The sequence below is a fragment of the Paenibacillus sophorae genome (assembly GCF_018966525.1).
GTDB classification, from domain to species: domain Bacteria; phylum Bacillota; class Bacilli; order Paenibacillales; family Paenibacillaceae; genus Paenibacillus_AQ; species Paenibacillus_AQ sophorae.
In genome coordinates this window covers 5,172,920-5,198,328 of the sequence record NZ_CP076607.1, presented here as the reverse complement: position 1 = coordinate 5,198,328, position 25,409 = coordinate 5,172,920, and the positions used below count along the sequence as shown (strand labels likewise).

The window sequence follows — 25,409 nt, the reverse complement described above, 5'->3', positions numbered from 1 at the left end:
TCACTCCGTTCTTTTTTAATTCAATATGAGTGAGTACTCACTCATTATATTAGATCAGAGATCAGCAATTGTAAATCCTTTTCTCCGCGTTTATATTGCGTTGACAAAAGTGCCCAGTTCCGGCAGAAAGAACGCGAAAAATTAGGACAAGTTCATCTTTACCAAATATTTCTCGGCAACAGATTTTACAACCAGGGCGGAAAATAACATTAGTAGTTACCTATATGAAAAGGGTGAATCCATTTGAAAAGAAATCAGTGGTTAAGCGTGCTGATGGCTTCGGCGCTTCTTGTGACTGTCAGTGAAGCAAGTGTGTATGCTGCGGCAGGCGCGAACGGAGGCAAACCAGCAGCCGTGAAATCATCCGCCAAGGCGGCGAAAGTTAAAGAAGGAACAGCGGCTTGGACGGTGAATGGCGTTCAGCACACCATCAAGACGATTGACGCCGGAGGATACAAGCTGTATTCGATCAGCCAGCTTGCAGCCGCACTGGGCGCAGGTCTGAAAGCAGAAGCGGGAGGTATCGCGCTGACAGACAGAGCAAGCGTACATACGATTAACTTTAAAGCGGGCTCCAAGAGCTTTTCGGTAGACGGCGTGAAACGGAACTTCACAACGGCTCCAACCGTATATGGCGGGAAATTGTACGTTGAGCTAAGCGCAATTGTATACGGACTTGGCGGCGAGCTGTTTGGCAGCCCACTGCAAATTCTTAGCACCGCCCGGCCGCAGGGCGAATTCGATACGCTCCATTGGGCCGCTGACGGAAGCCTTCTTGCGAACCGTGAAGGAGAAGCGACGGAAATTTATAAATTTGCATCGAACCCGGGCAGCTACAGACTGTTCTCCAATGACAGCAGAGCCGCCGATTTCTCGGTTTCGAATGACCGCCTTTTTGGTGCTTTCACGGATGAGACAGGCCAACTGCTTGTCATCGATTTGGCCTCCGGAGTGGTAAAACCGATTGGTACGGATACCAGCGTCAAGACAGATCTGACATGGTCGGCTGACGGCAAGACCATCTATTTTATCCAGGGAGACAAGCAGGAGAAACTTTCGAAAATTTCTGTGGATACCGGCGCTGTGACGGAACTGTTGGCGGATAAGGTGGAGAACAAATCCGAGCTTCAGATTTCCGCAGACGGCAAGAAAGCGGTCTACATCGTCAACATTACCGGGACAGCCAAAAATGATGCCGACAGCACGGAAGACTCCCTGACGGTCGACTACAGCAAAGCGGGAGAGCAGTTGTATCAGCTTGATCTGTCTACAAAGGATGCGAAACCGGCCGCTCTGACCTCCTCGGGCGACAACAAGCTGTACCCCGAAATTCTGGCTGACGGAACCGTTGTCTACTTAAGTGCAGACCCTGACGGCAAAGCTCCCAATACCCTGAAGACGCTGAAGCCTGACGGAACCTTCGCAGACATTCCGCTTGATATCGAGGTTGTATGGGCGCAAGAAGGCGCAGGCGGATTGATCGCATCCGGTACAGCAGCCGACGGCACGTCGCGTATCTACGCCGTTACGGCCGCCGGAGCAAGTAAGGAGTTATTCCGCACAACCCAGGACATATCTGAAGTTACGGTTTCCGGCGACGGCACCAAGCTTGGAGTGATCTCGGGCGGCAAACTGTTGGAAATCGAGAACGGCAAGGCCGTGCAGCTGACGAAATAAAACGCTTTTTCCAAAATATAAGAATGTATAAGCTTCGCGCTTATCCTTTTGTCTTATATTTCTACGAGAAACGGTACCGTCCCTATAAGGACAGCGAAGCCGTTTCTTCTTGGGACGGATTTATATTATATCGGCTTTCAAGCCGGGAGGGGAATTTATCATGAAATTGTTTAAAAAAATCACGTTTTCGGCCTTAGCTGCTGTATTTGCCGTTACGGCATCCTTCGCGGGAGCAGCATCCGCAGCAGGATCGCTGTCGGGTAAGATCACAGTCAACGGTTCAACGGCTCTGCTGCCGCTGACACTGCAAGCCGCCAAGGAGTTTCAAAGAATGAATCCGAAGGTTAGAATCGCCGCTTCCGGCAAAGGCTCTGTTACTGGCCCTCAAGCTGTTAAGAAGGGCATCGCCGACATCGGCGCCTGTGACTGGGATGCCAGCATCGACGTTCCTGGGTTTAAAGCATTTAGCGGACAGGTTGCGAACAAAGTTGCAGTCATTCCTTTTGCTACGATTGTCAATAAAAATGTCGGCGTGGACAACCTGACCACTGAACAGCTCAAAGGCATTTACTCCGGTAAAATTACGAACTGGAAGGAAGTCGGCGGTGCTGACGCGGATATCGTCGTTATTACCCGCGCTTTCGGTTCCGGTACCCGCGTCAACTACCAAGCCAAGGCGCTTGCGGGCGGCGATATCGTGAAAAAAGAGAAGAACTATAAAGAAACCGGCTCCAGCGGCGATATGAAAACGGCTGTTGCGACGACTCCAAATGCCATCGGATATATCGATTTGGTGTATGTCAGCGGTGATGTGAAGGCCGTTAAGTACAACGGTGTAGCAGCTACCTCTGAAAACGTCATTAACGGTTCCTACAAGATTTGGGCATATGGCTACTACATGACTAAGGGACAACCGACTGGTGCTGTTAAAGCCTTTATCGACTACGTTCAAAGCAAGAAGTTCCAACAGGGCTCGCTGAAAAAGCTGAAGTTCATCCCGATTTCGGCAATGAAGTAATTCTTTTGCTCATCAAAATAGAATGAATGATATGAGCCAGCCTCCGGCGACAGCGGGGCTGGTTTTTTACAGGAGGACAAGCATGGTACAACCGACCTACGATTCAACCCCTGCGGTAAATGGAAGTCTCCACAGCAAAGGGGATTCTGGCAAACGCCACGTTAGGCATTTGCTTGCGAATACTTTTGCCCGGTATTATTTTTTGTTCAGCATTTTAGCGCTTTGCCTCGTGCTTGGGCTAGTCATCGTCTTTATCGGGAAGACGGCGCTGCTGCTGCTTGGGCAGATTTCCCCGGCCGATTTCTTCCTCTCATTTAATTGGACGCCGGAAGAAGATAAATTCGGGGCTGCGGCATTTATCATCAATACGATATCACTTACTGCGCTGACACTGCTGATTTCGGTACCGGTGTCGGTAGGCATGGCGGTGCTGACCGCCGAAATCGCACCAGTCTGGCTCAAACGTTTCGTCCGGCCGATTCTTGATCTCCTGGTCGGCATTCCTTCGATTGTTTACGGTTATCTTGGTCTGACAGTCCTCCTGCCGCTGCTGCGGCGCGCCAGCGGCGAGAGTCTTGGAGATGGTCTGCTGGCGGCAGCGCTCGTTCTGGCGCTTATGGTGCTGCCTACCATTGCCCGGATCAGTGACGATGCGATCACCGCCGTACCAGGCAAATACCGCGACGCCGCATACGCGCTCGGCTCCACCCGGCTTCAGGTCATTTTGCGCGTTGTTCTGCCAGCTGCCGGCAGGGGCATCCTTGCAGCGGTCATTCTTGGCATGACGCGGGCGATCGGCGAGACGATGGCTGTCGTTATGGTCATCGGCAACACGCCGCAGCTGGCGAAGACATTGTTTACGCCAGCGTCGGTGCTGACAAGCAACATCGTTATGCAAATTTCCAACGTTGAATTCGACTCCACCTGGAACTATGCGCTGCATATGATGGCATTTTTACTGCTGCTGATTTCTTTCTTACTGATACTGGTTATCCGGTTCTTGGGACGTAAAAGGAGGGAAGGGTAATGAGCGACTTTTCCCGTACTCGGCGTACAAGCTGGGCCATCCGCCGCGATAAGCTGGCGACCTGCGGCTTTTACGGACTCGGAGCATTGGTTATGCTGCTTATTTTCTGGCTGCTGTTTACGATTTTGAGCAAAGGGCTGCCCGGGCTTGATTTCTCATTCCTGATTCGCCAGCCCGAAGAGATCGACGCCGGCGGCGGCATAGGCCCCGTACTGTTCAACTCTTTTTATATTTTACTGATCTCCCTGGTTATTTCGGTTCCCATCGGGCTGGGTGCGGGAATTTATATGGCGGAGTATGCGCCGGATAACGCATTTACCGGAGCAATGCGGATTTGCGTAGAGGCTCTGTCCTCCGTTCCATCCATCGTGTTCGGACTACTGGGACTGGCTATTTTCGCGGAGTATTTCGGTTTGGGTCTGACCATACTCGGCGGCGGTGTCAGTCTGGCGCTGCTGAATCTGCCGATGCTGGCTCGAGTGACGGAAGAAGCCGTTCGGGCCGTTCCGAAAGAGCTGCGCGAGGCGGGTTATGCGCTTGGACTGACCAAATTTTATTGTATCCTTAAAATTGTGCTGCCGGTAGCGCTGCCGTCCATCATCACGGGCATCTGTCTAGTTGCCGGACGGGCATTCGGGGAGTCGGCTGTAATTATTTTGACGGCGGGGCTCAGCACTTCGGGGGAAATGTGGGATTTCAATTTGGTCTCCCCGGGAGAGACGCTGGCTGTGCATCTATGGTACGTGCAATCGGAAGCGATTGTCGAGGATGCCCGGCAGATCGCGGACAAATCCGCAGCGGTGCTCGTTATCGTCGTGCTGCTGATCAATCTGGCGTTTCGTCTGCCGCTCTGGTGGGTTAAGCGCGGGGCGGGACGGTAAGGCAACCGCAGATCATATCTTCTTAGACGCAAAAAACCTTCCCGATGGAAGGTTTTTTGTACGTCCTAAGAGGGATACAGCCCTACGGTCTGACTGCGAAGCGGATGCTTTCGATGTGATGCTCCGACGAACCATTTGGGGTTCTCATCCCCTGAACGTAAAAAACCTTCCCGAAGGAAGGTTTTGGTACGTCCCAGGAGGGATACAGCCCTAGCGTTCTGACTGCGAAGCGGATGCTTTCGATGTGATGCTCCGACGAACCTTTGGGGCCTCTCATCCCCGGACGAGAAAAGGCCTTCCCGAAAGGGAAGACCTTTGACGTCCCAGGAGGGATTCGAACCCCCGACCGTGCGCTTAGAAGGCGCATGCTCTATCCAACTGAGCTACTGGGACACATAATACTGAAAAGCAAGCAAAAATTATAGTATCATAAAAACGATGAATATTCAACCTGTTTTTTCAAACCCGTCACAGGGTATGCTATAATCATCTACTGAGACGTTTTTGGAGATTCAGAAAGGAGGTGCCGTCATTCGAAATTCCAATTCCCCCATTAAAGAAAACATCGTGCTTTTCCCCAAAACGCTGGACTATTATCAGATTCAACTGACCGTTATGCTGGAAAGCGAGCGTTATGGAGAAGCAATTGAGCTGCTTCGCTTTTTGCTGCAATGCCAGGGGCAGGAAGAACGGCACTATGAGGAGTGGCAATCTCTGCTGGATTGGCTGGAGGCGGCATTTCCATATGCTTTACAGGACAAATATATCAACGAATCTCAAGCTTATGAAGAAGATATAGGTGAACAAGAGATGGCCCGGCAGTTGGCCAATACCAAGCTTCAAGAGGACCCGGAATATGCGGGCAAACTGCTGCATCGGGTCATGCACGAGCCTTTATCGGAAGCGACACTGCTCGCTCTGGAACAACTGTCCCATTTTGAAGGAGATGAGGTGGATTACGCCCTGACCGACTGGGTTCAGAATCCGGGCATCCATCCTATTCTTCAATTCCGGACGCTGCAGACGCTTCGCCGGCGCGGTGTACAGGGGGCTGTGGAGTTGAAGCGCGGGCCGCAGAATATTGTGGTGGAAATTGATAACGTTCCTTTACAGAATAATGATTTCCCTTCACAGATTGCCCAGGTGCTGGAACGGGTCGCTGAGCACACGGAGACTCATGAGCCGACTTTATATTATTTTGCGCAGGAGCTGTGGGAGCAGTTTATAATGTCGGTCTACGGCTCGGAAGCCTATTATGCAATTTTGAGCGGTGAAGACGGAATTCTGGATCTATGGGCGGGAGCGCTGCATCAGACGGTTTCCGAGACGCTTAACGGAACAAGGAATGAAGAAGAGACCAGGGCGATGTACGGAATCACGGAGAGTATGCGGTTTCAGTTCGAACAAGCTTACCGGATGCTGAACGGCTTTGCCGGAAAGCCTCAATAAAAGCCGTATTCCGAGAAGCAAACGAACACAAGCTACTTGAAAAGTATAATAATATTTTATATAATATAATGGTTATTCTGTGCGTGATATGTGAACCAATTTTGGAGGGGAAAGTAAACGATGAAAGCAACTTGGGAAAAAATAGAAAAGAACCTTGGCGTTCTTGAAGTTGAAGTAGACGCTGAGCGTGTAGCGAAAGCTCTCGACAAAGCCTTTAATAAAGTCGTTAAAAAAGCAAACGTACCTGGTTTCCGCAAAGGTAAAGTGCCGCGGCCGATTTTTGAATCCCGCTTTGGTGTAGAGAGCCTTTACCAAGACGCCATCGACATTCTGCTGCCTGAAGCCTACGGCGAAGCGGTTGAGCAGGCCGACATCTTCCCAGTAGACCGCCCTGAAGTGGATATCGAGCAGTTCGGCAAGGGACAAACCTTCAAGTTCAAAGCCAAGATTACTGTCAAGCCTGAAGTGACGCTCGGCCAGTACAAAGGAGTCGAAGTTCCCGCTCAAAAAGCCGAAGTTACCGACGAAGAGCTGAGCGCTGAACTCAAGCGCCTGCAAGAGCGTCATGCCGAACTCGTTGTGGTCGAAGACGCACCGGCAGCGAGCGGCGACATTGCCGTGATCGATTTCGACGGATACGTCGACGGAGAGGCTTTTGAAGGCGGCAAAGCGGAGCGCCATTCTCTGGAACTGGGAAGCAACTCCTTTATTCCTGGATTCGAAGACCAAGTCATCGGTATGGCTACTGGCGATTCCAAAGACGTCGAAGTAACTTTCCCGGAAGAATACCAGGCTGAGCATCTTGCCGGCAAACCAGCCGTATTCAAAGTGAAACTGCATGAAATCAAACGCAAGCAGCTTCCTGAACTGGACGACGAATTCGCCAAAGACGTAAGCGAGTTCGAAACGTTGGACGAATACAAGGAAGATCTGAAGAAACAGCTTGAAACCCGCAAGGCTGATGAGCTGAAAGGCGTGAAGGAAAACGCTGTTGTCGAAAAGGCTGCTGCCAATGCAGAAGTGGAAATTCCTCAAGCAATGATTGACAGCGAAATTGAGAGCATGGTCCGCGATTTCGACATGCGTCTTCGTCAGCAAGGCATGAATATGGATATGTTCCTCAGCTTCTCCGGACAAACCCAAGATGACCTGCGGGAACAAATGAAGAATGATGCAGAGCAGCGCGTCCGCAACAACCTGGTTCTTGAAGTGATTGCGAAGCAAGAGGACATTTCGGTTTCCGACGAAGACGTTGAAGAAGAACTGTCCAAAATGGCAGAGACTTACAGACGCTCTCCGGAAGAGATTCGCGGCATTCTTGCAGCCAACGGTTCGTTGGATAGTTTGAAGGGCGAAATTTCGCTTCGCAAAACCATCGAGTTCCTTGTTGAGAACAGCACAGAAGTTGAAGTTCCGGCCGAAGCTGCAGAAGAGAAATCCGAAGAAGCAAGCGCTGAATAAATTATCGTTTAGAGCGTTTTAACTAGAGCGGTCCATTTCGGGCCTCATACCCAAGTAATAAGGTGCGTATATTTTGCTTACGTGCCTTATTTTTTTGAAGAATAGCCTTTAAGTAAGTGAAAAAATGACATTGAGCTTTGAACGTGTTAAAATACTTCTGAAAAGGCAAGACTAATTTTGTATAGAGAAATGAGGTTGGTGGCATGAGTCTGGTACCAATGGTTGTGGAATCGACGAATCGAGGAGAACGCTCTTACGACATCTACTCCCGATTGCTCAAAGACCGCATCATTTTCCTGAGCAACGCGATTGATGATGATGTTGCCAATCTGGTAATAGCCCAATTGCTGTTTCTGGCAGCCGAGGATCCTGAGAAGGACATCAACTTGTACATCAATTCGCCCGGTGGTTCTGTAACAGCCGGCATGGGTATATATGATACGATGCAATATATCAAGCCAGATGTATCCACGATTTGCGTAGGAATGGCGGCTAGCATGGGCTCGCTTCTTTTGACGGCCGGGGCGCCCGGCAAAAGATATGCGCTATCCAACAGTGAGGTGATGATTCACCAACCGCTTGGGGGCGTTCAGGGTCAGGCGTCTGATATTTGGATTCACGCGGACTGGATTCTCAAAACAAGACAGAAGCTGAATCAGATTTATGTAGAACGTACAGGACAGCCCCTTGAAAAAATCGAGCGCGATACGGACCGAGATAACTTCATGAGCGCGGAAGAAGCAAAGGCATATGGCCTGATTGACGAGGTTCTGGCTGCACCGATCAAATCCTAAGGGGTGATTACATGTTTAAATTTAATGATGAAAAAGGGCAGCTGAAATGCTCTTTCTGCGGAAAATCGCAGGAGCAAGTACGCAAGCTCGTAGCAGGGCCTGGCGTTTATATATGCGATGAATGTATCGAACTGTGCACGGAGATCGTAGAGGAAGAGCTCGGACATGAGGAAGAGCTGGATCTGAAGGATATTCCCAAGCCAAAGGAGATCCGCGACATTCTCGATCAATACGTTATTGGTCAAGAACAAGCCAAGAAATCGCTGTCTGTTGCGGTGTATAACCACTACAAACGGATTAACAGCCAGAGTAAGATTGAAGATGTTGAACTGACGAAGAGCAACATTCTGCTGCTTGGTCCGACAGGCTCAGGCAAGACGCTGCTGGCACAGACGATGGCCAAGATTATCAATGTGCCGTTCGCGATTGCGGATGCTACTTCCTTGACGGAAGCCGGTTATGTCGGCGAAGACGTGGAGAACATTCTGCTTAAGCTGATTCAAGCTGCAGACTATGATGTGGAAAAAGCGGAGCGCGGCATTATCTATATTGATGAAATTGATAAAGTGGCCCGTAAATCCGAGAACCCGTCGATTACCCGTGACGTTTCCGGCGAAGGCGTGCAGCAGGCGCTGCTGAAGATTCTCGAGGGAACAGTCGCTTCGGTGCCGCCGCAGGGCGGACGGAAGCATCCGCATCAGGAATTTATTCAAATTGACACGACGAATATCCTGTTCATCGTCGGCGGAGCTTTTGACGGACTGGAACAGCTCATCAAACGCCGTGTCGGCAAAAAGGTGATCGGCTTTAATGCATCCGAAGGCGGCCAAAAGGAACTGAAAGCTGGAGAGTACCTGTCGATGGTTCTGCCGGAGGACCTGCTGAAATTCGGTCTGATCCCCGAGTTTGTCGGCCGTCTGCCGGTTATTTCGACGCTGGAGCCGCTTGACGAGAAGACGCTGGTGCGTATCTTGTCCGAACCGAAGAACGCATTGACGAAGCAGTACACCAAGCTGCTGGAAATGGATAATGTGTCGCTGAAGTTCGAACCGCAGGCTCTGGAAGCCATTGCGAAGGAAGCGATCAAGCGTAATACCGGAGCGCGCGGCCTTCGCGCCATCATCGAGAGCATTATGCTTGATGTGATGTACGAAGTGCCTTCACGTGATGACATCAAGGATTGCGTCATTACAGAGAAGGTCGTTCAGGAGAAGGCGCTGCCTGAACTGAACCTCAAGAAAGACAAGAAACAAGAGGAAAGCGCGTAATAGCTAGCCTTACAATACAGGCCTTATGTCTCCACCTTCTTCCGCCCCCCGTCCCCCGCGGGAGCGAGGGGGTGGAGCTTTGGCGTTATGGGGGAGAAACCATGTTCCTTAGACATCAGACGCGTCCAGTTAATGTAGGCGGCATCACAATCGGAGGAAACAATGAGGTTGTCATCCAAAGCATGTGCACGACCAAGACGGCAGATGTCGAAGCCACGGTAGCCGAAATTCTCCGACTTGAGGAAGCGGGCTGTCAACTGGTGCGCGTCACGGTGAATAACGAAGAGGCCGCTGCGGCCATCAAGGAAATCAAGCAACGGATTCATATTCCGCTCGTTGCGGATATTCATTTTAACTATAAGCTGGCCTTGCTCGCGATCGAGAACGGCATCGATAAAGTGCGAATTAACCCTGGTAATATTGGACGGCGCGAGAAAGTAGAAGCGGTTGTTAAGGCATGCAAAGATAAGGGCATTCCGATTCGCATCGGTGTCAATGCTGGTTCGCTGGAGGCTCATCTGCTGGAGAAATACGGTTACCCGACGCCGGAAGCGATGGTGGAGAGCGCCCTGTACCATATCGGAATTCTGGAAGAGCTGGATTTCCACAACATTATCGTGTCACTGAAGGCTTCTGACGTTCCAATGGCAATTGAAGCTTACCGCAAGGCTGCGGAGGTGATTCCTTATCCGCTGCATCTGGGCATTACCGAATCAGGCACCCTATTCGCCGGTACTGTGAAGAGCTCGGCAGGCATCGGCGCTCTGCTTTCCATGGGTATTGGCAATACCGTGCGCATTTCGCTCAGCGCCGATCCGGTAGAGGAAGTCAAGGTGGCGCGCGAGCTGCTGAAGACATTCGGACTAATTGCGAATGCGCCCACGCTCATTTCCTGTCCGACCTGTGGACGGCTTGACATCGACCTGTTCTCTATTGCAAATGAAGTCGAAGAGTACATCTCCAATATTAAGGTGCCGATCAAGGTTTCGGTGCTGGGCTGCGCGGTGAACGGTCCCGGCGAAGCGCGTGAGGCCGACATTGGTATTGCGGGAGCACGCGGTGAAGGTCTGCTGTTCCGATACGGGCAAATGATCCGCAAAGTTCCAGAGGCGGATTTGCTGTCTGAACTGAAGAAAGAAATCGATGCGATTGTGTCCCATTATGAAGCCACCGGGGAAATTCCCGGCCGCAAGGCTCATCACGAGTCCATGCAGGGAGCGGCGATATCTGAAAGCTGAGTATTAAGAATCTCATAATTATACGGCTGCGGTCTCTTTCATTGCGGGAAGGGGCCGCGCTTTTTTTACGAGTACAGAAGCAAGCTTTAACGCAGAGCCTCCGCCTTGTTCCGGTATAAATCCTATCCCATGCGTTTAGCCATTAAGGAAACGGCTATACTACCTAGTAGTACCAATGAATGGGAGGATGACTTATGGAACTTAGCATATTGCTGATGGTCGTGCAGTTATTTTTCGCGCTGGTCATCGGCGTTTACTTTTGGAATCTGCTGCGGGGGCAAAAGACAAGCAAGACGGCGGTGGAGCGGGAGTCGCGTAAAGAACTGGAGAAGCTGCGGAAAATGCGGGCCATCTCGCTGACGAAGCCGCTGGCCGAGAAGACGCGTCCGGCTGCGATCAAGGATATCGTCGGGCAGAAGGATGGTCTGCGGGCCTTGAAAGCGGCGCTGTGCAGCGCCAATCCCCAGCACGTTATCATCTACGGCCCTCCCGGTGTTGGAAAGACGGCGGCTGCCCGCGTCGTGATGGAGGAAGCGAAAAAAAATCCGTTTTCTCCTTTCAAGGCGGACTCCAAGTTTACGGAAATCGATGCCACGGCGGCCCGTTTTGACGAACGGGGCATCGCTGATCCTCTGATTGGCTCCGTTCATGATCCCATCTACCAGGGAGCTGGAGCGATGGGCGTGGCGGGTGTGCCTCAACCTAAGCCGGGGGCGGTAACCAAGGCGCATGGAGGGATTTTATTTCTGGATGAAATTGGAGAACTGCATCCCATTCAGATGAATAAGCTGCTTAAAGTGCTGGAGGATCGTAAGGTTCTGCTGGAAAGCGCATATTATAACTCGGAGGACAGTAACACGCCGGCTTATATCCACGATATTTTCCAGAATGGCTTGCCCGCCGATTTCCGGCTGGTTGGCGCAACTACGCGCTCGCCTCAGGAAATCTCTCCTGCACTCCGTTCGCGCTGCATGGAAATCTATTTCCGGCCGCTGCTTCCGGAAGAAATTTCGCTCATCACCCGGGATGCGATTCAGAAAATCGGGTTAAAGCCAAGCCCCGAAGCCGTCTCTGTTGTCCAGAAGTATGCTACGAACGGACGCGAGGCGGTCAATATGGTTCAGCTCGCAGCAGGTCTTGCACTTACGGAACAAAGAGAAACCCTGAGCGCGGCCGATGTGGAATGGGTGGCGGGCAGCAGCCAGCTGCCGCTGCGTACCGAGCGCAAGATTCCTTCCGAGCCCCAAGTAGGGGTGGTGAACGGGCTGGCGGTCTGCGGTCCGGGAATGGGCATGCTGCTTGAGATCGAAGTCTCGGCAGCTCCTGCCGCGAATGGAGCCGGCAGATTGAACATTACCGGGGTCGTGGATGAAGAAGAAATCGACGGCGGCTCGCGTACGCTCCGCCGCAAGAGCATGGCAAAAGGCTCGGTTGAGAACGTCCTGACCGTTCTGCGCTCCATGAACCTTTCGCCCGACCGCTATGATCTGCATGTGAATTTTCCGGGAGGGACACCTATCGACGGGCCTTCCGCCGGGCTCGCAATGGCTGTTGCGATTGTGTCGGCAATCCGGGAGCTGCCGGTAGACAATACGGTAGCAATGACCGGGGAGATTGGCATTCACGGAAGGGTGAAGCCTGTCGGCGGCGTAGTCGCGAAGGTAGAGGCAGCTTTGCAGGCCGGCGCCACGACGGTGCTCGTACCTAAGGACAACTGGCAGTCGCTGTTCGCCGATTTGGCGCAGGTGCGTGTCATTCCCATTGAGACAGTGGAAGAGGCATTCCGCCTTCTATTCGGCGCCCATCTCGAAGATGTCCGGCTGTCCGCCGTTGCCGGAGACACTTTTGCAGCATCTCCGGCGCTGCTGAAGGCGGACGCTTCGGGAGAAAGCGCCAATCTGTAAAGCCGTGCCAATTGCCAAGCTGCCCGTCTGTTTCGGGATCGGCTTATGCAACTTCTGCGCCAACTGGCCGCCTTGTGTGCGGTCAGTTGGTGTTTTGATGGCGCTTTTGATAAAATAAAAAACAAAAGATATGACATACAAGAGAGCGATTGGAGGTTCGAAAGCGATGGTATCCAAACAGACAAAAGGTCGTCGTTTTCCTTTATTGCCGCTCAGGGGTCTCCTTGTGTACCCAAGCATGGTCCTTCATTTGGATGTGGGTCGCGAGAAGTCAGTTAAAGCGTTGGAAAAAGCGATGGTCGAAGATAATCTGATCCTCCTCTGTTCTCAATCGGAAGTCAATATTGAAGAGCCGGGTCAAGAAGATATTTTTCGGGTCGGTACAGTCGCGAATGTGCGGCAGATGCTGAAGCTCCCCAACGGCACGATCCGTGTGCTTGTAGAGGGCGTTGAACGGGCCGAGATCATTCACTATATGGATAATGAGGAATATTACGAGGTCATGGCGCGCGAGCTTCCCGAGCAGCCTGACGAAGATCCGGAAAGTGACGCGCTGATGCGCACTGTCCTGAACCAGTTCGAGCATTATATTACCTTATCCAAAAAGGTGACGCCGGAGACGCTCGCGGCAGTATCTGACATCGAGGAGCCCGGACGTCTCGCCGATGTCATTACAAGCCATCTTGTGCTGAAGATCAAGGATAAGCAGGAAATTCTGGAGACGATTGACGTACGCAAGCGTTTGGAGAAGCTGCTTGATATTCTGGGCAACGAGCGTGAGGTGCTGGAATTGGAACGCAAGATCAACCAGCGCGTCAAGAAGCAGATGGAAAAGACGCAGAAGGAATACTATCTGCGCGAGCAGATGAAGGCGATCCAGAAAGAGCTTGGCGACAAAGAAGGCCGGGCCGGCGAAGCCGAGGAACTGCGTGCCCAGGCAGAGGAGAAGGATCTGCCGGAACGGGTCAAAGAGAAGATTGACAAGGAAATTGACCGGCTTGAGAAAATGCCTGCGAGCTCCGCAGAAGGCGGGGTCATCCGCAATTACGTGGAAATGCTGCTCAGCCTTCCCTGGAATGAATTCACCGAGGATGATCTGGATATCGTCAAGGCGGAGCAAGTGCTCGACGAAGACCACTACGGGCTGGATAAGCCGAAAGAGCGGGTGCTGGAATATCTGGCCGTCCAGAAGCTTGTCAAAAAGCTGAAAGGCCCGATCCTCTGTCTTGTCGGCCCTCCGGGAGTCGGCAAAACTTCGCTGGCGCGGTCGATCGCGCGCTCCTTGAACCGCAAGTTCGTCCGCATTTCCCTCGGCGGCGTGCGGGATGAAGCGGAGATCCGCGGCCACCGCCGCACCTATGTCGGCGCGATGCCCGGACGGATCATCCAGGGCATGAAGACAGCGGGCTCGCTCAATCCCGTCTTTCTGCTTGATGAGATTGACAAGATGGCTTCCGATTTCCGCGGTGACCCTTCTGCGGCGCTGCTGGAGGTTCTGGACCCGGAACAGAACAATACGTTCAGCGATCACTTCGTGGAGATTCCGTTCGATCTGTCGAATGTAATGTTCGTGACGACGGCCAATGCCGTGCACAACATTCCCCGTCCGCTGCTTGACCGGATGGAGATGCTGTATATCCCGGGCTACACGGAGCTTGAGAAGCTGCAAATTGCAAGCCGTTACCTGCTGCCGAAGCAGAAGAAGAATCACGGTCTGGAAGATGGCCAACTGACGATTGAGGAAGGTACGCTGCTGTCTGTCATCCGCGAGTACACACGTGAATCCGGTGTCCGGAACCTGGAACAGCAGGTTGCCGCGCTGTGCCGGAAGGCGGCCAAGCAGATTGTGTCGGGAGAGAAGGAGAGTGTCAGCATCTCTCCCAGCGACATCAAGGATTACCTGGGAACGGCCAGATACCGTTACGGGATGGCGGAGCTGGAAGACCAAATCGGTACGGTAACCGGCTTGGCCTGGACAGAAGTGGGCGGAGATACGCTGCTGATTGAAGTAACGGTGGTTCCGGGGAGCGGCAAGCTGATATTGACCGGTCAACTGGGCGACGTTATGAAGGAGTCGGCGCAGGCCGCATTCAGCTATACGCGTTCAAAAGCAGAAGAGTTTGGCATCCCGTCCGATTTTTACGAAAAGAACGACATTCATATTCACATTCCCGAAGGAGCGATTCCGAAAGATGGGCCTTCGGCGGGCATTACGATCGCAACTGCACTCGTATCTGCTCTCACTAAGCGCCAAGTCTCGAAGGATGTTGCGATGACCGGAGAGATCACGCTGCGCGGGCGGGTGCTACCGATTGGCGGACTTAAGGAGAAATCGCTTGCCGCCCATCGCGCCGGCTACAAGAAAATCCTGCTCCCTAAAGATAACGAGCGGGATCTGAAGGAAATTCCCGAGAGCGTGAGGAATGACGTGGAATTTGTGCCCGTCTCTCATATGGATCAGGTGCTGCATCACGCACTTGTGGCCAAGATCGCGGATCAGGCTGTCCAAAGTTTGCAATAGGTTTTTAGAAAGGAAGTCAAATGAAAGTAACCAAAGCCGAGTTTGTCATCAGCGCCGTCGGCCCGAATCAATACCCTGAAGACGCCTTGCCGGAGATTGCTCTGGCAGGGCGCTCCAATGTGGGGAAGTCGTCCCTGATCAACCGAATGATTAGCCGCAAAAATCTGGCCCGCACCAGTTCCACCCCGGGCAAGACGCAGCACATGAACTATTACCGCATTAATGATACGATGTATTATGTCGATTTTCCCGGTTACGGTTACGCCAAAGTATCCAAGGTCCAACGGGCGGCCTGGGGCAAGATGGTGGAGAAGTATTTGGCCGAACGCGAGACGCTTAAGCTGGTGCTACTCGTGGTTGACCTGCGCCACCCTCCAACCGCAGACGATAGGATGATGCACGAATGGCTGAAACACTATGACATCCCGATGTGCGTCGTCGCAACCAAAGCAGATAAAATTCCCAAGACCCGTCTGCCAAGGCATATCAAGATTGTGAAAGAAACGCTCGGGATTCTTCCCGGCGAAAGCTTTATTCCGTTCTCTTCGGAGCTCGGTCTCGGAAGAGACGAGCTGTGGGCGTTGATTGAAAGTCAGATAGCTTCCGGAGAACAAGCTGAAGGGCTGGAATCGGACGCGGATAACTAATCCAATCCATTCAGAGCAATACAACTAGCAACCATTTCCTGGAGGGATTTGGTTGCTTTTTTTGTTGTGCAACAATCTAAAAATTTTAATAGAAAGGGCCGATAAGAATAATATGATAGATATCCATAGTCACATCCTGCCTTTTGCAGATGATGGCGCATCCGGTTGGGAAGATGCACTTGCCATGGCGCGGGATGCACATGAGGACGGTATTCAAACCGTGATCGCAACACCCCATCATGCCAACGGGCAATATTTGAATCCTGCGGACAACATCATGGATGGGGTAGCCAAAATGAATGAGAAGCTCTGTTTGGAGGGCATACCGCTGACAGTTCTTCCAGGCCAGGAAATTCGGGTTTACGCTAATCTGCTTGATGATCTGGAGAGGGGAGTGTTACTGCCATTAGCTTCCTCACGGTATATGTTGCTCGAAATGCCTTCATCTAGAGTGCCAAGTCGAATGGAAGAGCTATGCCATGAGCTGATCATTCAAGGTTATGTACCCGTTATTGCCCACCCGGAGCGTAATGCCGAGATAGCGGCTCATCCGGAGCGGCTTGAAAGGTTGGTAGGACTGGGAGCTGTTGGACAGTTGACGGCGCAGAGTCTGACGGGCGAATTCGGAGGCAAGCTGCAGAAGCTGTCATTAGAATTATGCCGCCGAAATACGATTCATGTATTGGCGTCTGATGCCCACAACGGAGATTCCAGGCCTTTTGGTCTATACCGTGCCTATCAGATGATTGACAAACAATTAGGGGGGGAGATTGCAGGTTATTTTCGCAAGAACGCGCAGAATATTGTCAGCAATATTCCGATAGAGCAGAGAATTGTTGAAAGCTCAGGAAAAAAACGTCATAATTTCTTCGGATTATTTCGAAAAAAAGACTAACCAAAATTTTCATATAATGATAGAATGAAATTCATGACTTTGTTAATTATTGCACAAATGGGTACATTGCACTGGGTTTTTCAAAATACTAATACATAAGAGGTGGATGAAAAGTGACATTGAAGAAGAAACTGGCCGTATCGACGCTTGCGGTAAGCATGGCTGCTGCATCCGTGGCGGGGCTTCCGCTTAGCGGCAAAGGATTGGCTCAACAATTGGGATTTGTTAACGTGGCTTCGGCTGCAACCACAGTAACTAATGCTGATGTGAAAGCGAAGCTTATTAAGCTTTTCGCTAACCTGCAACCCGCCGACTGGAGCAAGCTTGAAGCCTTCTACACTGAGGTTAACGGCCTTTCCCAGCCGAAATACGAGCAAATCTTTGCTCCGATTCTGGGTAAACTGCAGCTTAACGAGCCGCAAACGACAACTTCTTACAAGTTGTACCAAAGCGCTACTAGTGTGGTCTATGATGTTTACCAAGGTGATTTTGCCGCGATCGGCAGAATTCAGACGAATGCCGATTATGCGAAATTGCTTGATGATATTGCCGTAAAAGCCAAAGTGGATCATCTGAACACTAACGATTTCGTGGAGTTTTTCTTTGGAACCTCCGGCATTGAGGCTGAGCTCCGCACATTGCTGGCAGGCAAGACACAGAGCGAGCTGAATGCAATCATTAACGATCCTTCCTCTTCCGAAGCTATCTTCGAACAAGCCTATAACAATGTTCTAAACCCTACGACCGGTACCCAAAAGGCGACGACGGTAAGCCAGGCGGTTTATGGCCTTGGAATTACCTCGACAGATGTGAAATCTGCGCTCTATAACCTGAACGTTGCCCTTCCTTCCGCAAAACCGGCGGAACAAGTGCTCGCACAGGCTTATATCCGTGCATTTGGGCTCGGCATTGCTGACGGTACCAGCGGCGGAAACGGAGGCGGTTTCGGTGGAACAACCCCTCCTACTACACCATCTACCGATCTGAGCGTATTCGATGCCTCCAAGCTCGTTACCGTGATTAACGGCAAAGCGACAGTGGCTCTGGTTGACGCCGATGTGATCAAAGCGATCCAGGCGCTTGCCGCAGCCAAGGCGGGAACCACACTGACCCTGAACCTGGGTACGGTGAATGCAGCAACGGTAGAAGTTTCGCTCTCCAAAGCGATTATCGATGCGGCCAAAGCAAACGGCATTGTTAATATCGCGATTACCTTTAACGGCGTGACCATAACGATCCCGGTATCCCAGTTTGACGCAGCCGTGACACTGACCGTTACGAAAGCCGATCCTTCTGTGGCAACTTCCGTCACTTCGCTGAAGCTGGCATCCGATGTATATGAATTCGGCCTGACGGTTGGCGGCGTGTCCACAACAACATTCAAACAACCGATTACGATCAAGCTCCCGCTTAAAAATACTGACGGGCTGGATAAAGAACTGCTGTCCGTAACGAAGATTGTATACGGAAATCTCCAGTTCCAAGGCGGAGTACTTGACGGTGAGTTTATCGTTGAGCCTCGCGATACCTTCTCTTCCTACGTGGTTGTAGAGAACAAAGTATCCTTCAACGACATCGCTAGCGTACAAACGTGGGCGGGAAGACAAATTCAGGTTGTAGCGGCAAAAGGCGCGATTGAAGGTGTAGGCGCCGGCAAATTCTTCCCTAAGAATAACGTTACCCGCGCCGAGTTCGCGAAGATGCTCATCCGTGCGCTGAACTTGGAGAATAGCACGGCTGTAAGCAGCTTCGGCGACGTGAAGAAGACCGACTGGTTCGCGCAATATGTTGCAGTAGCGGCCGAGAAAGGAATCATTAACGGACGCAGTGCTTCCAAATTCGATCCGAACGCTACGATTACCCGCGCCGAAATGGCAACAATGATTTCCCGGGCACTCAAATCGGTTCACAATCTGAAGGACGGCGAAGCTTCCGCAACGGCACTCGGCGCCTTCTCCGACGCTGCTAAGATCAATCCTTCGCTTAAAGAGGGTGTTACCTTTGCAGCCAGCAAAGGCCTGATCATCGGCAATGCCGGCAAATTCAACCCAAATAACACAGCTACTCGGGCGGAAGCGGCAGTCATCATTTACCGTACAATCAACTTCAAATAAACAAATAAGTAAGTGACGTGCCTCCTCTCATGCAGGTGAGAGGAGGTTCTTTTAAGAACATTAACAATAATAAGCTGTGCGTTTAGAACAGGCCGTTTATTTCTACGAGAAACGGTTGTCGCTCTTTAAATAGAAGGGGCAGGCGTTTCTCGTAGAAGTAAGGCTTGAAATTCAAGAAAAGCTTGGAGGGAATTATCCGTGTTATCACAAGAATTGGATCTGCGCGACTATTTTCGGATTATCCGGAAAAGGTTGTGGCTGATCGTCGGAATTGTCATCATAGCGTGCGGAATTGCCGGAATATACAGCGTATATATCAAAAACCCAGTATATGAGGCTTCAACCAAGATTATTGTCAATCAGACACCTAACCAAACGGCGTCAGCTCAACTGGATCTTAATCAAATCAACACGAATATCCAATTGATTAACACGTATAAGGAAATCATTAAGACTCCGGCTATTTTAGATATGGTGGTCAGCCAGTATCCAAAATTCAACCTGACGACTGATGAGCTGATGCAAAAAGTTAATGTCAGTTCCGTTAACAACACACAGGTCATGACGCTGAGCGTTCGTGATAATTCTTATCAACAAGCTGCGGAAATCGTTAATGCCATCTCGCTTATTTTCAAGCAGGAAATTCCAAATCTGTTCAGTGTGCAGAATGTGTCCATCCTTAACGAAGCAAAAGTCAATCCGCCGCAAGCTCCTGAACCGGTAGCACCCAATGTACTGCTGAACCTTGCTATCGCTTTTGTAGTATCTCTGATGATTGGCCTGGGGATTGCCTTCCTGTTGGAATATCTGGATGATACCTTAAAGACTGAAGCAGAAATCGAGCAAATACTTGGGCTGCCAACTTTGGCCATGATCACGAGAGTCGGGCCGGAGGAAGCGAAAGCCGGAGAACAGGTCGCCGCTTTGCAATCCAGAAAGACGGGAGAGCTTGAACATGTCACAGTTGCAAAATAAACAACGTCATCTGATCACCGTCACCAATCCGCGCTCAACAGTTTCGGAAGCATTCCGCGCCCTGCGCACAAATATTGATTTCTCCTCTATAGACGAGAAAATTCAGGTCATTATGGTTACATCCTCGGGTCCGGAAGAGGGGAAGTCGACAGTTACGGGCAATCTTGCTGTTGCTTACGCTCAGGCTGACAAGAAGGTTGTGCTGATCGATGCGGATCTCCGCAAACCGACGGGGCACCGCACCTTTTCGCTCAGTAACCGGTTCGGCTTGTCTTCGTTGCTGTCCCAGCAGGCGAATCTGGATGAAGTCATTCAGGTTTCGGGAGTTCCAAATTTGTCGATCATTACATCGGGTCCGATACCGCCCAATCCTGCCGAAATGATTGCATCCAACCGGATGAGCGCAACCCTGCAAGAGCTAAGACAACGTTTCGATATTATCCTTATAGACACCCCGCCGCTGCTCGCCGTCACGGACGCTCAAATTATGTCTTCCAAGAGTGACGGGGTCATCATGGTGGTCAGTTACGGAAAAGTTAAACGCGATATTGCAGTTAAGGCCAAAGCAAGCCTAGACCGGGTCGGAGCCCGGATGCTCGGCGTGGTCATGAACAATGTGAAGCGCAAAGCCAGTGAAGGCTCCTATTACTATTATTACGGCAATTAACAACAAATTAAACAGACCCTGATTTTCACTATTGTATTTGGGAAATCATCAATTAGATTGTACCGATGGTGCCAGTTGCAAAAGAGCTATCGTCTAACCAAGGATAACGGAGGTTTACAATGTTCAATAAGAGATGGAAAAGAGTTATGGCCTGGATATTATCCGTCATCATTGTATTAGTCGTGGGCGGCGCATTTGCGGCGAATTATGCGGTAGACAAGCTGATGAGTTCCATGGCAGGAGGCCTTGAAGTACAGAACACTGAAGATAGCGGCGAACTTGAGTCTTCAGCTGTACCGAATTCACAGACAGTTGCGGACAATTCAATAGTCGCTGATTCGGAGAATGTCAAACCGCAAGGGACTACCTCAAAAACTGGCGTTAACGCCGTATCCAAGACCGCTGTCAATGAACAACAGCCTTCGTCATCAGTTTCCCCTAAGCCGGAATCGCTAACCGATTATACTCCTCAGGTATCAGCTGATAAGGTGAGTAAGATTAACGAGAATGTCAGTATCAAGGATAAGACCGACGTTATCTCCATTGTCATGGGAGAGCTTAGTATAACCGATGTCAAACGGCTTCAGGAGTTGGCGCAGGGTGGTTTAACTCTTGATGAGAAGAAGAAGGCAAAAGATATCATTATAGGTAAAGTCACCGAGAAGCAGTACAATGAACTCAGCCAGATCGCCAAAAAATATGGCCTAAGTGAAGGTAAATCGTACAGCCAGATATTAGCAGAAGAGAAAGGAAGCAAGTAATTATGAGCAGACTAAGATACTCCGTTGCTTTACTGTGGCTGGCGTTACTGATTAGCATTGCTCCTCTACAGGTCGCGGCTGCTTCCACCGTCATTAAGGCGCAGGCCCTGCAGGTAACGATGTCGTTTGATGGGGTCAGAATGCAGCCTCCTGCCGGACAATATGTTTTTATCTACAACAATTCCACGTATGTTCCGCTCCGCTTCATCACCTATGCGCTGAAGAAAAGCGTTAGCTGGGATGCCAAGAATGTGAAAGTTACGGTTGCCGAACCCGACAGCCGGGAGATGACTACGATTAAAGAGTATTTGCTGAATGCATCCAATCGGGAAACAACTACTAACGCCTCCAAGACGATTGCTTTGACCAAGGTGAATGCAAGCTACGCATTTAAGGGGTCGGTTAAGAAAATCCCTCAGGGTCTTTCCAGTTATCTGCAGAACGGCACTTTGTACGTCCCACTTCGCTTTCTGTCGGAATCTACGGGAACAACCATAAATTGGAATCAGAAGGCCAAGACAATCACGGCATTATCCGATGCATATCGGTTACAGCAGCTTGAGTCATCTCAAGGAAAAGAAGATGATTCATATCACACAATTCCGTCAGATCAAACGGCTTCCGAACAGAAACAGACTACCCAGCCTTCAGAAGCTCTAGGCGGTACTACCGCGAACAAACCTTCTTACGAAGAGATAACCGGTGAAACGGAAGACAAGTTGACTGCACTGCAATCTCAGGCGAAATCTGTAATGATAAGCCTGGCGGCGGAATACCTAAATGCCAAGGATAATGAGACAAAGGCTAAAATATTGTCCAAGGGTGAGCAGCAGCTGAATTCTTTTACTTCATCGTTCAATAGTATAGTTTCCTCAGCGGAATCCAGGCTAAAAGCGTACGGTTATGATACGGCAATTATCGACGAATATCGCAGCGAATTTGAATCCCAGGTCCAAAGCGGGCTTGCGCTCGTTAGGGGTATGGAAGGATAATGACCTATTATTACGGCACTGGATAAGATTGTGAGAGTATGTTCGGGAATATTTACATTTATCTATGTGCTCTAAGTGGCCTCAATTCTTCTTGCCTTGTCGTAATATTTCACTACTTATTATGAATATTGTAGGAGAGAGAAGAATGATAGTTAAACAAATAGAGAAAGACTGTTATGATGAGTATGCAGTTGCAACAGATATTACATATCTTCCGATTCGGAGCAAACAGCTTTGGTTTTATAGGTATGTCAAGGCCTTGCTTGACATACCTATGTCATTGATGTGCCTCATAATAACCATTCCAATTATGTTGGTAGCCATTATAGCAATAAAGTTAGAAAGTCATGGACCTGTGTTTTATATGCAAGAAAGAGTTGGTCTGAATGGAATGATCTTCAGAGTATTCAAACTTCGATCAATGAGAATAGATTCTGAGAAGCACGGTGTTCAATGGGCAACAAAAAATGATTCAAGGGTGACGAAGGTAGGATCTTTCATTCGGAAGACAAGAATTGATGAAATTCCTCAATTTATCAATGTACTCAAAGGAGATATGAATCTTATTGGTCCCAGGCCAGAACGTCCCATGTTTACTGCTCAATTCAATGAAGAAATTCCAGGATTCATTCAACGTTTGCAAGTAAAGCCAGGAATAACCGGATGGGCTCAAGTTAATGGCGGATATGATATTACACCAAAAGAGAAGCTGGATTTAGATCTGTATTATATTCAAAACTCATCATTCAGTTTGGATATGAAAATCCTGCTCAAAACGATAAAGGTTGTATTCACTGGAGAAGGGGCAAGATAATATTTCCATCTGATAGAGGGAGATAGGAGAAAGTACTGATAATTAGGGAAGCGGGACTTATTGGTTCTGATGCAGTTGAGCAACTAGTAGAAGAAGGTTCACCAAGTTTTGTGATTGATAATTTGTCCACAGGAAAGTGAGAGAAGCATAGGATAATTTGCTTAGCTTGGTGAAGTTCAACTGTTATGATATTAAGGTGGGGGAGACTATTAAGACATTCTCTCCTGTTTCTATTACCATGATAAGCGATGATCATAAAATAACGAAAGAGATAAGATTATGATGGATAATATAATTAGTATTATTATGCCAACTTATAATTGTGAAAAGTATGTGGAGGAGGCAATTTATTCTGTCCTGGCCCAAACTTATCAAAATTATGAGTTGATTGTAATTGATGATGGATCAACTGATAAAACTGTGGATAAGATAAACATTCTTATGAAAACTGACCAAAGAATTAAGTTGTATATAAATGAAAAAAATCAGGGTGTAGCAGCAACAAGAAATAAAGGAGTGGCTTTGGCTAGTGGTATCTGGATTGCTTTTCTTGATAGTGACGATCGCTGGAAAGATGAGAAACTTGAAAAGCAATTTAACCATGCTTATGATACAAAGGGCAACTTCCTATTTACGGGTTCTTCATTTATTGACGAGAATAGTGAGCCATACAGGGGAGTGCTTGAAGTCCCTGAAAAGGTCACATATAAAGAATTACTAAAACAAAATATTATATCTTGTTCATCAGTTCTAATAAAAAAAATATATATTGAAAAATATAGAATGGAAAATGACGATACACATGAAGATTTTGGTTCGTGGCTCCGAATTCTAAAAGAAGAGGAAATGTTTGCTTATGGATTAAATCAACCTTTACTAGTGTATAGAATTTCCAAAAATTCAAAATCTGGAAATAAACTTAAATCATTAAAAATGTCGTACAAGACTTATCGATATGTTGGGTTAGACATTATGAAATCCACTTACTTCATGTGCTGGTATGTATTTCGAAGTATTAGAAAGTACAGAAATATAAAGAAACGTTTTGGATAAATATATAATAAATTTTTTTGTATTACTGCAATTATTTTCACGAGTAAAGTAGGAGAAGAGCGAATGTAAGGGGTTAAGGAACAAGATTAATCTGTTTTCTTAACGGATGATGTGGGGCTAACATCCAAAGAAGGAGTATCTATGAAAACCCTTAGAGTTTTACAAGTTGGAATGACACCAAATCCTGGTGGTATTGAAAGCTTTATTATGAACTATTATAGGAATATGGATCTTAATAAAATTCAGTTTGACTTTGTTAATATGTATGGAGATATTGCCTACCAAGACGAGATAATAAAACTTGGTGGAAGGATTTATAAGATTCCTTTTTTTAAAAAACATCCACTGAAAAATTATAAAGAAATGCAACAACTTATAAAAGAGCAAAAATACAAAATAGTACATGTAAATATGTTATCAGCCGCTTATGATTTACCGTTAATAGCTGCAGAGAAAAATGGGGCGAATTGTATAATAGCGCATTCACACAACTCTTTTTCACCCCCAGGAATTATTAGGAAGAGCATGGATTTGGTTAATAAATCAAGGATGCTAAAATATGCGACTCATCTTTTTGCTTGTTCAGAACAGGCTGGAAAATGGATGTTTAAAGAGAATAAGTCAAAAAAACCTGTACATATTCTAAATAATGCTATTGACTCAACTAAGTTTAGTTACAGTCCAGAAACAAGAGTTGAAGTTAGGTTGAAATATAACCTTCATGAAAAACTTGTAATTGGACATGTAGGGAGATATCAATACCAAAAAAACCATACTTTTCTCATAGATGTTTTCTATGAGATTTACAAAAGAAATTCAAAAGCAGTGTTATTACTTATTGGTGAGGGAGAACTTAAAGAAAAAATAACAGAAAAAGTTAAAAGTTTAGGGATTGAGAATGCAGTTAGATTCCTTGGGATTCGTTCAGATATAAATGATTTAATGCAGGCAATGGATGTTTTTTTGTTCCCCTCTCTCTTTGAAGGATTAGGTATTGCAGCTATAGAAGCACAGGCAGTAGGTTTACCCTGCTTTCTTTCGGATTCCATACCTAAAGAGGTTAATATCACCGGTTTAGTGAAATATATCAGTCTTAAAAGTACTGCTGAAACATGGGCTATTACTATTTTAGAGTCTATGGATTATTTTAAAAGAACTGATGTCTCAGATAGAATCGCTGAGAACGGGTATGATATTAAACAAATGAGTTGTTGGTTAGAGAACTTTTATTTATTGCACGGAAGCAAATAAAA

At 48.7% G+C, this 25,409-nt stretch carries 21 protein-coding genes and 1 tRNA gene; 21 read left to right on the top strand and 1 reads right to left on the bottom strand.

Translation table 11 applies throughout. The features are described 5' to 3' along the window. Positions 1-243 precede the first annotated feature (243 nt). From KP014_RS25175 to pstA, 4 genes are all read left to right on the top strand, one after another. Positions 244-1,677, top strand: a complete 1,434-nt coding sequence (locus KP014_RS25175) for a TolB family protein (protein ID WP_036589032.1) — start codon at positions 244-246, stop codon at positions 1,675-1,677. 160 nt (positions 1,678-1,837) lie between these two features. Continuing rightward, positions 1,838-2,695 (top strand): phosphate ABC transporter substrate-binding protein, encoded by an 858-nt coding sequence (locus KP014_RS25170; RefSeq protein ID WP_036589037.1) that lies wholly within the window; start codon positions 1,838-1,840, stop codon positions 2,693-2,695. An 82-nt stretch (positions 2,696-2,777) separates the two neighbouring features. Further along, entirely contained in the window at positions 2,778-3,722 is a 945-nt protein-coding gene (gene pstC, locus KP014_RS25165; RefSeq protein WP_036589039.1) for a phosphate ABC transporter permease subunit PstC, read from the top strand. Continuing rightward, the gene (gene pstA, locus KP014_RS25160) at positions 3,722-4,603 is read left to right on the top strand and encodes a phosphate ABC transporter permease PstA (RefSeq protein ID WP_090834301.1); all 882 of its coding nucleotides are present in this window, start codon (positions 3,722-3,724) and stop codon (positions 4,601-4,603) included. Before pstC ends, pstA begins: the two co-directional genes overlap by 1 nt. Positions 4,604-4,922: 319 nt before the next feature. Here the strand turns inward: pstA and KP014_RS25155 are convergent. Next, positions 4,923-4,996 (bottom strand) — tRNA-Arg (locus KP014_RS25155). 117 nt (positions 4,997-5,113) lie between these two features. Here KP014_RS25155 and KP014_RS25150 point away from each other — a divergent pair. The 17 genes from KP014_RS25150 to KP014_RS25070 all read left to right on the top strand — a co-directional run bounded on the left by KP014_RS25150 (position 5,114) and on the right by KP014_RS25070 (position 25,407). Next, on the top strand, positions 5,114-6,052 hold the full coding sequence (locus KP014_RS25150; protein WP_051500335.1) for a hypothetical protein: 939 nt from the start codon (positions 5,114-5,116) through the stop codon (positions 6,050-6,052). A gap of 120 nt (positions 6,053-6,172) precedes the next feature. Beyond that, the gene (gene tig, locus KP014_RS25145) at positions 6,173-7,513 is read left to right on the top strand and encodes a trigger factor (RefSeq protein WP_036598615.1); all 1,341 of its coding nucleotides are present in this window, start codon (positions 6,173-6,175) and stop codon (positions 7,511-7,513) included. A 203-nt stretch (positions 7,514-7,716) separates the two neighbouring features. Next, entirely contained in the window at positions 7,717-8,307 is a 591-nt protein-coding gene (gene clpP, locus KP014_RS25140; RefSeq protein WP_036598613.1) for an ATP-dependent Clp endopeptidase proteolytic subunit ClpP, read from the top strand. 11 nt (positions 8,308-8,318) lie between these two features. After that, a complete protein-coding gene (clpX, locus tag KP014_RS25135) occupies positions 8,319-9,575 on the top strand; it encodes an ATP-dependent protease ATP-binding subunit ClpX (RefSeq protein ID WP_036598612.1) in 1,257 nt (418 codons plus the stop codon). A 101-nt stretch (positions 9,576-9,676) separates the two neighbouring features. After that, positions 9,677-10,813 carry a flavodoxin-dependent (E)-4-hydroxy-3-methylbut-2-enyl-diphosphate synthase gene (ispG, locus tag KP014_RS25130; RefSeq protein WP_036598611.1) on the top strand — a complete coding sequence of 379 codons (1,137 nt, stop codon included), beginning with the start codon at positions 9,677-9,679 and terminating at the stop codon, positions 10,811-10,813. Between the two features lie 194 nt (positions 10,814-11,007). After that, positions 11,008-12,717 carry an ATP-dependent protease LonB gene (gene lonB / locus KP014_RS25125; protein ID WP_090834302.1) on the top strand — a complete coding sequence of 570 codons (1,710 nt, stop codon included), beginning with the start codon at positions 11,008-11,010 and terminating at the stop codon, positions 12,715-12,717. A gap of 166 nt (positions 12,718-12,883) precedes the next feature. Then, entirely contained in the window at positions 12,884-15,238 is a 2,355-nt protein-coding gene (gene lon / locus KP014_RS25120) for an endopeptidase La (protein ID WP_036603898.1), read from the top strand. Between the two features lie 20 nt (positions 15,239-15,258). Next, a complete protein-coding gene (gene yihA / locus KP014_RS25115) occupies positions 15,259-15,885 on the top strand; it encodes a ribosome biogenesis GTP-binding protein YihA/YsxC (protein ID WP_036603896.1) in 627 nt (208 codons plus the stop codon). Between the two features lie 52 nt (positions 15,886-15,937). Further along, positions 15,938-16,780: a tyrosine-protein phosphatase gene (locus tag KP014_RS25110; RefSeq protein ID WP_246590580.1), complete on the top strand. Its 843-nt coding sequence runs from the start codon at positions 15,938-15,940 to the stop codon at positions 16,778-16,780. 113 nt (positions 16,781-16,893) lie between these two features. Beyond that, positions 16,894-18,894 carry an S-layer homology domain-containing protein gene (locus KP014_RS25105; protein ID WP_036603893.1) on the top strand — a complete coding sequence of 667 codons (2,001 nt, stop codon included), beginning with the start codon at positions 16,894-16,896 and terminating at the stop codon, positions 18,892-18,894. A gap of 198 nt (positions 18,895-19,092) precedes the next feature. Next, on the top strand, positions 19,093-19,869 hold the full coding sequence (locus tag KP014_RS25100) for a YveK family protein (RefSeq protein WP_036603890.1): 777 nt from the start codon (positions 19,093-19,095) through the stop codon (positions 19,867-19,869). Continuing rightward, entirely contained in the window at positions 19,850-20,536 is a 687-nt protein-coding gene (locus KP014_RS25095) for a CpsD/CapB family tyrosine-protein kinase (RefSeq protein WP_036603888.1), read from the top strand. Before KP014_RS25100 ends, KP014_RS25095 begins: the two co-directional genes overlap by 20 nt. A gap of 119 nt (positions 20,537-20,655) precedes the next feature. Next, on the top strand, positions 20,656-21,297 hold the full coding sequence (locus KP014_RS25090) for a hypothetical protein (RefSeq protein WP_036603886.1): 642 nt from the start codon (positions 20,656-20,658) through the stop codon (positions 21,295-21,297). A 2-nt stretch (positions 21,298-21,299) separates the two neighbouring features. Then, on the top strand, positions 21,300-22,289 hold the full coding sequence (locus KP014_RS25085) for a copper amine oxidase N-terminal domain-containing protein (protein WP_036603884.1): 990 nt from the start codon (positions 21,300-21,302) through the stop codon (positions 22,287-22,289). A gap of 145 nt (positions 22,290-22,434) precedes the next feature. Continuing rightward, complete coding sequence (locus KP014_RS25080) at positions 22,435-23,103, top strand: sugar transferase (protein WP_036603881.1); 669 nt, start codon at positions 22,435-22,437, stop codon at positions 23,101-23,103. Positions 23,104-23,382: 279 nt separating this feature from the next. Next, on the top strand, positions 23,383-24,156 hold the full coding sequence (locus tag KP014_RS25075) for a glycosyltransferase family 2 protein (RefSeq protein WP_036603879.1): 774 nt from the start codon (positions 23,383-23,385) through the stop codon (positions 24,154-24,156). A 141-nt stretch (positions 24,157-24,297) separates the two neighbouring features. Beyond that, positions 24,298-25,407, top strand: a complete 1,110-nt coding sequence (locus tag KP014_RS25070; RefSeq protein ID WP_036603877.1) for a glycosyltransferase family 1 protein — start codon at positions 24,298-24,300, stop codon at positions 25,405-25,407. Positions 25,408-25,409: the final 2 nt, after the last annotated feature.